General features: G+C 70.2%; 5 protein-coding genes. 3 read left to right on the plus strand and 2 right to left on the minus strand.

All coding sequences use genetic code 11. The annotated features are described in order from the left end of the window. Positions 1–59 precede the first annotated feature (59 nt). The gene (locus G6N75_RS04655) at positions 60–2216 is read right to left on the minus strand and encodes an adenosylcobalamin-dependent ribonucleoside-diphosphate reductase (RefSeq protein ID WP_165347073.1); all 2157 of its coding nucleotides are present in this window, start codon (positions 2214–2216) and stop codon (positions 60–62) included. A 394-nt stretch (positions 2217–2610) separates the two neighbouring features. Here G6N75_RS04655 and G6N75_RS04660 point away from each other — a divergent pair, with 394 nt between their 5' ends. Both G6N75_RS04660 and G6N75_RS04665 read left to right on the plus strand, forming a co-directional pair. Next, a complete protein-coding gene (locus G6N75_RS04660) occupies positions 2611–3051 on the plus strand; it encodes an Hsp20/alpha crystallin family protein (protein WP_165347075.1) in 441 nt (146 codons plus the stop codon). A gap of 116 nt (positions 3052–3167) precedes the next feature. Further along, a complete protein-coding gene (locus G6N75_RS04665) occupies positions 3168–4535 on the plus strand; it encodes a DegQ family serine endoprotease (RefSeq protein WP_206202921.1) in 1368 nt (455 codons plus the stop codon). 9 nt (positions 4536–4544) lie between these two features. On the opposite strand, the gene G6N75_RS04670 is transcribed toward G6N75_RS04665, so the two are convergent. After that, positions 4545–5354: a sulfite exporter TauE/SafE family protein gene (locus tag G6N75_RS04670; protein ID WP_165347077.1), complete on the minus strand. Its 810-nt coding sequence runs from the start codon at positions 5352–5354 to the stop codon at positions 4545–4547. A 90-nt stretch (positions 5355–5444) separates the two neighbouring features. Here G6N75_RS04670 and G6N75_RS04675 point away from each other — a divergent pair, with 90 nt between their 5' ends. After that, positions 5445–7397, plus strand: a complete 1953-nt coding sequence (locus G6N75_RS04675; protein ID WP_165347079.1) for a transglycosylase SLT domain-containing protein — start codon at positions 5445–5447, stop codon at positions 7395–7397. Positions 7398–7511 lie beyond the last annotated feature (114 nt).

Consider the following 7511-nt stretch of genomic DNA (forward strand, 5'->3'; position numbering starts at 1 on the left):
GGTAATCCTGTGTCTGGGGGGGTGGCGGCGGGGGTTCCGGGGCGCGACGGGCGCGCGGCTCAGAACTTGCCGTAATAGCCTTCCTTGAGGGCGTCGAACAGGTTCGCGGCAGTGTGCATCTCGCCGTCGTACTCGACTTCCTCGTCGCCTTTCAATTCGACCGTGCTGCCGTCCTCGAGTTCGAACACGTAGGTGGTGTTCTTCAGGTCCTGCTCTTTCACCAGCACGCCCTGGAAAGCGGCCGGATTGAAGCGGAAGGTGGTGCAGCCCTTCAGGCCCTGCTCGTGGGCGTAGGTGTAGATGTCCTTGAAGTCCTCGTAGGGATAGTCCGTCGGCACGTTGGCCGTCTTCGAGATCGAGGAATCCACCCACATCTGCGCCGCAGCCTGGATGTCCACGTGCTGGCGCGGCGTGATGTCGTCGGCGGTGACGAAATAGTCCGGCAGCTGCTCCTGCGGGTCGTCCGAGGTCGGCATGGCGCGCTCGTTGACGAGGGCGCGGTAGGCCAGCAGCTCGAAGGAGAACACGTCCACCTTTTCCTTGCTCTTGCGGCCCTCGCGGATCACGTTGCGGAAGTAGTGGTGCGCGAAGGAGGGCTCGATGCCGTTGGAAGCGTTGTTGGCCAGCGACAGCGAGATGGTGCCGGTCGGCGCGATCGAGCTGTGGTGGGTGAAGCGCGCGCCGACCTCGGCCAGCTCGTCCACCAGCTCGGGGCTGGCGTCGGCCACCCGTTGCATGTAGCGGCTGTAGCGGGCATGCAGGATCCGGCCCTTGATGCGCGAGCCCACGCGCCAGCCGTCCGCCCGCATCTCGGGGCGCTTGCGCAGCATCTCCTCGGTGACGGTGAACTCCTCTTCCATGATCGGCGCCGGGCCCTTCTCGCGGGCCAGCTCCAGCGCCGTTTCCCAGCCGGCCAGCGCCAGCTCGCGCGATACGTCCTGGGTGAACGCCACCGCGGCCTTGTCGCCGTACTTCATGCGCAGCATGGTGATGGTCGAGCCCAGGCCCAGGAAGCCCATGCCGTGGCGGCGCTTGCGGAAGATCTCGTCGCGCTGCGGGCCCAGCGGCAGGCCGTTGACCTCCACGACGTTGTCCAGCATGCGGGTGAAGACCTGCACCACCTCGCGGAAACGCTCCCAGTCGAAGCGCGCCTCGGGGGTGAAGGGATCGACCACGAAGCGGGTCAGGTTGACCGAGCCCAGCAGGCACGAGCCGTAGGGCGGCAGCGGCTGCTCGCCGCAGGGGTTGGTCGCGCGGATGTTCTCGCAAAACCAGTTGTTGTTCATCTCGTTGACCCGGTCGATCAGCACGAAGCCGGGCTCGGCGAAATCGTAGGTCGACGTCATGATGACGTCCCACATGCGGCGGGCCGGCACCGTCTTGTAGACCTTGCAGGCCACCAGGCCGGCGTCGTTGCGCACGTAGTCGCCGTCGGTCGGCCACTCGCGCCAGACCACCGTCTCCTCGTCGTCGAGGTCGAGCGCCTCGTCCTTCAGCTCCTTGAGGCTGATCGGGAAGGCCAGGCGCCACTGCTCGTCGGCAGCCACCGCCTGCATGAACTCGTCGGTGATCAGCAGCGACAGGTTGAACTGGCGCAGCCGGCCGTTCTCGCGCTTGGCGCGCACGAACTCCATCGCGTCCGGGTGGCCGACGTCGAAGGTGCCCATCTGCGCGCCCCGGCGGCCGCCGGCCGAGGACACGGTGAAGCACATCTTGTCGTAGATATCCATGAACGACAGCGGGCCCGAGGTGTAGGCGCCGGCGCCGGTGACATAGGCGCCGCGGGGCCGCAGCGTGGAGAACTCGTAGCCGATGCCGCAGCCCGCCTTCAGGGTCAGGCCGGCCTCGTGCACCTTGTCGAGGATGTCGTCCATCGAGTCGCGGATGGTGCCGGACACGGTGCAGTTGATGGTCGAGGTGGCGGGCTTGTGCGCCTGGGCGCCGGCGTTGGAGACGATGCGCCCGGCGGGGATGGCGCCGTTCTGCAGCGCCCAGGTGAAGCGCTCGTACCAGTGCTGCCGGCGGTCTTCCGGCTCCACGTCCGCGAGCGCCCGCGCGATCCGGCGATAGGTGTCGTCCATCGTCTGGTCGAGCACCGTCCCGTCCTTGGCGACGAGGCGATACTTCTTCTCCCAAATATCCAGGGATGCAGCCTGGAACGGGATGTCGTTGACGGACTCCACCGGAATCACCTGTTCTTGAAGCGCGGTTTTCATTATGCCTTGAACCCCCCCGGGCGATGCTTGCCTTGGTATTTGCCTTCCCTGCGGGCCGCCTGTGGCGGCGACGACGGCTAAACACAAGATGTTGTGTTACGGGAGCGTTAAGTTAAGGGCCTGAGGGGGTGCTGTCAAGCACTTTGCGGTAAATCGCCATGACGTTATGTTTTATTAAAAAACAGTTAGTTACAGATCTTTTATAGAAATCATCTATGGTTTTCGGGCGGATCATGGAAAAAAAGCTGATGCTGCACCGCGACACTAGATGTTGTGTCTCGGCGGGGCGCCAAAACGGCCCGGAATGGCGCTTCCGGGGCCTTGAAAAACGGCGCCGAGCCCCTATTTCACGGGCCATGAGCCAATCCAACCGATCCCTCAAAGGAGGTCAACCATGAGCCTCATTCGTTACCAGCCCTGGGGCCTGATGCGGTCCCTGCACGAAGACATCGACCGCCTGTTCGAGCAGCGCCTCGGCCTCGACGAGACCAGCGCCAGCGTCGCCAACTGGACGCCGCCGGTGGACATCCGCGAGGAAGAGAACCGCTTCCTCCTGCACGCCGATATCCCGGGCGTGAAACCGGAGGATATCGAGGTCACGATGGAGAACGGCGTGCTGACCATCAGCGGGTCGCGCGAGGAGACCCGGGGTGACGAGGAGAACGGCTACCGCCGCGTGGAACGCATCGCCGGCCGCTTCTTCCGTCGCTTCACCCTCCCCGACACCGCCGATGCCGAAGGCATCACCGCCGCCAGCACCAACGGCGTGCTCGAGGTCGTGATCCCGAAGCACGAGCGGGTGATGCCGCGCCGGATCAGCGTCAAGGTGAACTGACGGCGCCGGCGCCGGTCGAATCCCCCCCGAAGCGAGCCGCTGCGACCCTTTTGGTCGCAGCGGCATCGTCTATCCTGACTATATTTACCGGACTACCACCTGGAGGGACCCCTCCCATGATTTCACGCTCACTCGCCATCCTGGCGGCGCTGGCGACCCTGACGGCCGCAATGCCCGCAACTGCCCAGCTCCCCGCCGTGGTCGACGGCACCCCATTGCCGTCGCTGGCCCCGGTGGTCGAGCGCACGTCGCCGGCCGTGGTCAACATCGCCACCCGCGGCAGCGTGGAACTGCGCGGCAACAACCCCTTCATGGACGACCCGTTCTTCCGCCGCTTCTTCGACATGCCGGACCAGCCGCGCCGCCGCCAGACACAGAGCGCCGGTTCCGGCGTGATCGTGGACGCGAAGGAAGGCCTGGTGCTGACCAACGCCCACGTGGTCGACGGGGCCGACGAGATCGACGTCACGCTGCAGGACGACCGCAACTACAAGGCCGAGATCATCGGCACCGACCCGGCGTCGGACATCGCGCTGCTGCGCATCGAGGCCGACAACCTGACCGAAATCCGGATGGCGGACTCCGCCGCGGCCCAGGTCGGCGATTTCGTCCTCGCCATCGGCAACCCCTTCGGCCTCGGCCACACCGTGACCTCGGGCATCATCAGCGCCCTCGGCCGCTCCGGCATCAACCCGGAAGGCTACGAGGACTTCATCCAGACCGATGCCTCGATCAACCCGGGCAATTCCGGCGGCGCGCTGGTCAACCTGCGCGGCGAGCTGGTGGGCGTCAACTCCGCGATCATTTCCCGCGGCGGCGGCAACATCGGGATCGGTTTCGCCATTCCGAGCAACATGGCGCGCAGCGTCATGGACCAGCTGCTCGAGTTCGGCGAGGTGCGGCGCGGGCTGCTGGGCGTGAACATCTACACCATCACGCCGGACATCGCCGAGGCCTACGGCATCAAGGACAACAAGGGCGCGCTGGTGTCCCAGGTGCTGCCCGGCTCCGCCGCCGAGCAGGCCGGCGTCGAGGCCGGCGACATCATCCGCAAGGTCGACGGCGAGGCGGTGGCCGACGCCAACGCGCTGCGCAACGCCATCGGGCTCAAGCGCAGCGGCGACACCGTGACGCTGGAGATCGTCCGCGACGGGCGCGAGCGGACCCTCCGCGCCAAGCTCGGCGAGCAGGCGGTCAGCGCGCAGCTGGCCGCCGAGGACCTGCACCCGGGCCTGCAGGGCGCCGAACTGGAGACGCTCGACGAGAGCTCGCCGGACTACGAGGGCCAGGCCGGCGTGCTGGTGACCAACGTGATGCCGGGCAGCCCCGCCGCCCAGCGCGGCCTGCGGCCGGGCGACCTGATCACCGGCGTGAACCGGCAGAAAGTCGACAGCCTGGCCGACCTGCAGCAGTACGCCGACAGCGGCTCGCTGCTGCTCAACATCCGGCGCGGCAACGCCAACCTGATCCTGCCGATCCGCTAACGGCCGGCGCTAGCCGCGCAGCATGTCGGCGGCGACGACGACCAGCAGCACGGCGAACAGGATCCGCAGCTGGCGCACCGGCAACCGGTGCGCCAGCTGCGCCCCCAGGGGAGCCGTCAGGATCGCCGCCACCGCGATGCCGAGGACAGCCGGCCAGAACAGGTAGCCGGTCGAGAAGGCCGGCGTCCCGGCGCCCTGGCCCGCCAGCGCATAGCCCACCGCGCCGGACAGCGCCACGGGCAGCGTGCAGGCGGCGGCCGTGCCCACGGCCTGGTGCAGCGGCACGCCATGCCAGGCGAGATACGGCACCGTCATGATGCCGCCCCCGATGCCCGCCAGCGCCGAGACGGCGCCGATCCCGGTGCCCGCCGCCAGGTTCCGCCCCGGTCCCGGCAGGCCGGCGCCGCCGGCGGCCTGCACCCGCGGCGCAAGCGCCAGCTGGGCCGCCATCAGCAGCACGAAGGCGCCGAACCACAACTCGAGCGCCCGCGTGGCGAGCGCGTCGGCCAGCGCCGCGCCGAGCAGGCCGCCGACCACGATGCCCGGCGCCAGGCCGAGCACCACCGGCCACAGGACGGCGCGGTAGCCGTGGTGCGCCCGCACCGAGGACAGGGCCGTAAAGACGATCACCGCCAGCGAGCTGCCGATCGCGACGTGCATGCGGATCGCGGGGTCCACCGCCACCAGGCCCGCCACGAAGGCGGCGTTGAGCGCCGGCACGATCACCAGCCCCCCGCCGATGCCGAAGAGCCCGGCCAGCAGGCCGGAGACGGCGCCGATGGCCGGGAACAGCAGCAACATGACCAGCGGCGTCGGCATCCGCGCTCCGGTTGTGAACGGCAGTGGCGGGAGCATAATGGTTCGCCACCAGCCCTGCGAGGCTGCCGCCGTGCCATGGAGGCCGACCACATGCCGCTGCGCCCACTGTTGATCTTCCTCGTGCTGCTCGCCGCGGGCCAGCCGGCCGGCGCGGCGCTGGACGCGGAGGCGCGGCTCGAAGCCCAGCGCGAAGTGTTCCGCCGCGCCCTGCCGCTGGCCGAAGCCGGCCGCTGGGGCGAAGTCGAGCCGCTGCTGGGGGATCTCCAGGGCTATGTACTGCTGCCCGACCTGCGGGCGGCCTGGCTGCGCACCCGGCTCGGCCGGATCGACGACGCCGAGGTCGGCGCCTTCCTCGCGGCGCACGAGGGGCTCGGCTTCGCGCCCGGCCTGCGCCGCCAGTGGGCCCGCTCCCTCGCCAGCCGCCAGCGCTGGGCCGAATACCTCGCCCTGTACGAGGCCCACTTCGCCCGCGCGGACGACACCGTGCTGGCGTGCCATGCCTTCAGCGCGCGCCTGGCGCTGGGACGCCTCGACGGGCTGGCCGCCGCCGTGCGGCAGCGCTGGCTGGCCCCGGCCAGCCAGCCCGAGGCCTGCGACCCGGCCTTCGCCTGGCTGCAGCGCGAGGGCGGCATCGACCCGGCCACCCGCCGCGCCCGCGTCCAGCTCGCGCTCGAGGCGGGAGAGTTCCGCCTGGCCCGCTGGCTGGCCCGGCCCCTGGGCGACAGCGAGCTGGCGGCCATCGCCCGCCGGCAGGAGATGCACGAGGATCCGCTCGGCCGGCTGGTCCGCCCGGCAAGCTGGCACGACACGCCGGAAGGGCGCGAGCTGCTGCACTACGGGTTCCGGCGTCTCGCCGCCACCCACCCGGAGATCGCCGCCGGGCGCTGGCCGTATTTCCGCGATCGCTTCAGCTTCAGCACCGCCGCCCGCGCCGAGATCGAGCAGCGCATCGCGCTGATCCACGCCTGGCGGCACCTGCCCGGCGCCGCCGGGCTCCTCGACGCGCTGCCGGCGGCGGCACAGGACGAGGACACCCGCGCCTGGCGCGCGCGCATCGCGCTGCGCGCGCAGGACTGGGCCGCGCTCGAGCGCGCCCTCGACGCCATGCCCGCAGCCGAGGCGCAGGAACCGACCTGGCGCTACTGGCGCGCGCGCCTGCTCGAGAGCACCGGCCGCAGCGACGAGGCGCGGGCCGTGTACGCCACCCTGTCCGGCGAGCGCGGCTACTACAGCTTCCTCGCCGCCGACCACCTCAATGCCCCCTACGCCTGGCAGGACGCCCCGACTGCGCCGCGCGACGACGTGCTGGCCGCGCTGGCGCAGCGTCCCGACGTGCGGCGCAGCCGCGAGCTGTTCCTGGTCGGGCTGGAATCCTACGGCCGCGGCGAGTGGCAGGACGTGCTCACGCAACTGGACCCGGCCGCGCGCGCCCAGGCCGGCATCCTCGCCAGCCGCTGGGGCTGGCATTCCCGCGCCATCACCGCGGCCACCGTGGCCGGCGCCAACGACGACCTCGGGCTGCGCTTCCCCCTCGCCTGGCAACCCGCCTTCGAGCAGTACAGCGGCCAGGCCGGCATCGATACCGCCTGGGCCCTCGGCGTGGCCCGCAGCGAGAGCCTGTTCATTCCCGACGCGCGCTCCGTCGCCGGTGCCCTCGGGCTGATGCAGCTGATGCCGGCCACCGGCCGCCAGCTGGCGCGCGAGGCCGGCCTGCCCTGGGGCGGCGCCGCCATGCTGGTGGACCCGGAAACCAACATCGCCCTCGGCATCACCTACCTCGCACAGATGCTGGGCCGTTTCGGCGATCACCGCGTGCTCGCCACGGCCGCCTACAACGCCGGCCCCACGCGCGTCGACCGCTGGCTGCCGGAACAGGGCGCGCTGCCGGCCGACGCCTGGGTCGACTCGATGCCTTACCGCGAGACCCGCAACTACGTGCAGCGGGTGCTGGCCAGCGAGGCGGTGTTCCGCTGGCGGCTCTCGGGCGAGACGGCCCGCCTGACCGATGCGATGCCGCCGGTGCCGGCACGCGCGGTGCCCTGACCGCTTGCCCGATCCCTGTAAGACCTGACCGCGGGGCCGGCCCCTGCAAGACCTGACCGCGGGGCCGCGCCATGCATGGCGCCCTTCGCTTGGAAGTCTGATGCCGCTCAGCGC

The sequence above is a fragment of the Thioalkalivibrio sp. XN8 genome, from assembly GCF_011058255.1.
Taxonomy (GTDB): domain Bacteria; phylum Pseudomonadota; class Gammaproteobacteria; order Steroidobacterales; family XN24; genus XN24.